Source organism: Chitinophaga sp., from assembly GCF_036566945.1.
Classification (GTDB): Bacteria; Bacteroidota; Bacteroidia; order Chitinophagales; family Chitinophagaceae; genus Chitinophaga.
Genome location: NZ_DATCVJ010000607.1, coordinates 1 through 2,745 on the forward strand (window position 1 = coordinate 1; position 2,745 = coordinate 2,745).

Annotated in this window: 3 protein-coding genes; 2 read left to right on the top strand and 1 reads right to left on the bottom strand. The window is 47.4% G+C overall.

Annotation, left to right across the window (positions count from 1 at the left end):
* On the bottom strand, positions 1-737 hold a 737-nt coding region (locus tag VIP81_RS18470), incomplete at its 3' end, for a sigma-54 dependent transcriptional regulator (RefSeq protein ID WP_331964280.1).
* Positions 738-1,142: 405 nt separating this feature from the next.
* On the opposite strand from VIP81_RS18470, the gene VIP81_RS18475 reads away from it, so the two are divergent.
* Both VIP81_RS18475 and cysM read left to right on the top strand, forming a co-directional pair.
* Positions 1,143-1,955 (top strand): serine O-acetyltransferase, encoded by an 813-nt coding sequence (locus tag VIP81_RS18475; protein ID WP_331964283.1) that lies wholly within the window; start codon positions 1,143-1,145, stop codon positions 1,953-1,955.
* A gap of 5 nt (positions 1,956-1,960) precedes the next feature.
* The coding region (gene cysM, locus VIP81_RS18480; protein ID WP_331964286.1) for a cysteine synthase CysM at positions 1,961-2,745 on the top strand (785 nt) is incomplete at its 3' end.

Genomic DNA, 2,745 nt, shown 5'->3' on the forward strand with positions numbered 1-2,745 from the left:
CTGAGACTCATATCCCCGATTTCATCGAGGAAAAGGGTGCCACCACTGGCCTGTTCAAATTTACCGATGCGTTGTTTCACTGCGGAGGTAAAGGAACCTTTTTCGTGCCCGAACAATTCACTTTCTATCAGTTCACTGGGAATGGCGGCGCAGTTTACTTCCACCATAGGACCGGCGGCGCGGTGGCTGCGTTCATGCAACCAGCGGGCTACCAGCTCCTTACCTACTCCGTTTTCGCCGGTGATCAGCACGCGGGCGTCGGTAGGGGCTACTTTTTCTATTGTTTCCCTGATTTTCAGCAAGGGGCTTGACTGTCCTATCATTTCCGGCACCTTATTCACCTTGCGACGCAGGGTTTTAGTTTCGGTGACCAGGGTAGTTTTATCCATGGCATTACGCAGGGTAATGAGCAGGCGGTTCAGGTCCGGTGGTTTGGAAATATAGTCGTAGGCGCCTTTTTTCACGGCATCTACAGCCGTATCGATATTGCCGTGGCCAGACACCATGATAATCGGAATATCCCCATTCACTTCGCGTGCTTTCTCGAGAAATTCCAGTCCATCCATTTTAGGCATTTTGATGTCGCACAAAACGGCATCATATGGCTTTGCCTGGAACATTTTAAATCCTTCCATGCCGTCGGCGGCCTCGTCTACCTTATACCCTTCATAACTTAAAATTTCCGTGAGTGTTTTACGAATACTTTTTTCGTCGTCTATTATTAGAATGTTCGCCATAATCGAGTTTGATTTTGTATTACCAGCAATAGCTGCCATTTATACAACGGGCAAAAATAAAGATTAATCAGTTAAAATTGCAGTATATCTAATATCATTTAACATGTCGGAAACAATTGCGATCGTGCCTTATGGGTTAGCTGTTAGCTATTAGCTGTTAGCTGTTAGTCTTTAGCGGTTAGGTAGCGGTTGAACATGAGCGCTGTTGGCGGGATGCAGTATGATTGCTCAACTTCGTTATGACAGTGCTAATATGGCTCATTTTCACGGCATTTTGCTCATGCGCAAAAGCTAATAAGCACCGGGTCTTGAAATTCCGCAAACAGTCTACTACCTTTACAGGATTTATGCGTAATTTCAACATATATAAAATCAAGTGCCAATACCTGTAATATCCATCCGCATATGAATGATTTTTTGGAAGAGTTGAAGCGGCGGCACCAACTGGCAGCGGCGAATGCCTATCCGGCTACCGGTGCAGTAGATGATTTCGTCAGCAATCTGGTAAACTGGCTGTTTCCGGAGCATACGGGGCAGGTAATCGCTGACCCGGTGGCATTGGAGCAATACAGCCATCAGCTGGAAGCGCAGTTACAGCAGTTATTACAGTCTATGGTGCATCAGTTGCCCACAGATGCAGCTGCTTTAAGTGGTGCCTTTATGAGTCAGGTGCCTGTTATTTATGATGAACTGACCAAAGATGCAGGCGCCATTTACCAGGGCGACCCGGCTGCGTCCTGTATATATGAAGTCATCCGGGCGTATCCGGGCTTTTATGCCATTGCATTTTATCGCATTGCGCATGCCTTGTACAACCTGAAAATACCGGTGTTGCCGCGTATGATTACGGAGCTGGCACATTCCCGTACCGGGGTGGATATTCATCCGGGAGCGGTAATTGCGCCCTGGTGTTGCATCGATCATGGCACTGGCATTGTGATCGGGGAAACAACCGTCATAGGGCCGCATGTAAAGCTGTACCAGGGAGTTACCCTGGGAGCACTGAGCATAGAGAAAAGCATGGCGCGCAGCAAAAGGCATCCAACTATTGAAGAGCATGTAGTGATTTATGCCGGCGCCACTATACTGGGTGGAGATACCGTAATAGGCCACCACAGTGTGATTGGAGGTAATGTGTGGCTGATTAAAAGTGTAGATCCATTTTCGCGGATCTATTACAAAGCAGAACATAAATTTTCAGATACAAATCAGGATTAAAGACAATGGCATCCATCATAGATCTTATCGGTAATACGCCGATGGTAGAATTAAAAAAGATTTCGGTTAATCCGGCAGTAAAAATATACGCCAAACTGGAAGGCAATAACCCTGCTGGCAGTGTGAAAGACAGGGCGGCCTATGGTATGATTAAGGGGGCTTTGGACAGGGGCGATATTAAGCCGGGCATGAAACTGATTGAAGCTACCAGTGGTAATACCGGTATTGCATTAGCGATGATTGCCAGTTTGTTTGGACTGGAGATTGAGCTGGTAATGCCTTCGGATGCTACGCGGGAGCGCGTGCTCACCATGGAAGTATATGGCGCCAAAGTAACGCTGACGCCGAAGGAGTTATCGATGGAAGGCTCTATTGACTATGCCAACGACAAAGTAGCGAAGGGTGGTTATTTCATGCTGAACCAGTTTGCCAACCCGGACAATTACGGCATGCACTATAAAACTACCGGTCCTGAAATATGGAAAGATACCAACGGACAGGTGACTCATTTTGTGAGTGCCATGGGTACTACCGGTACCATTATGGGGGTATCGCGTTATTTAAAGGAACAAAATCCGGCGATACAGATCGTAGGTTGCCAGCCGACGGATGGTTCCAGAATTCCGGGCATCCGCAAGTGGCCGGAGGCATATCTTCCTAAAATATTTGAAAGACCCAGAATAGACAGCATCATGGATATTTCCGAAGCGGAAGCGAGGATCATGACCAAACGACTGGCAAAAGAAGAAGCTGTTTTTTGCGGTATGAGCAGCGGTGGCGCGGTAGCAGC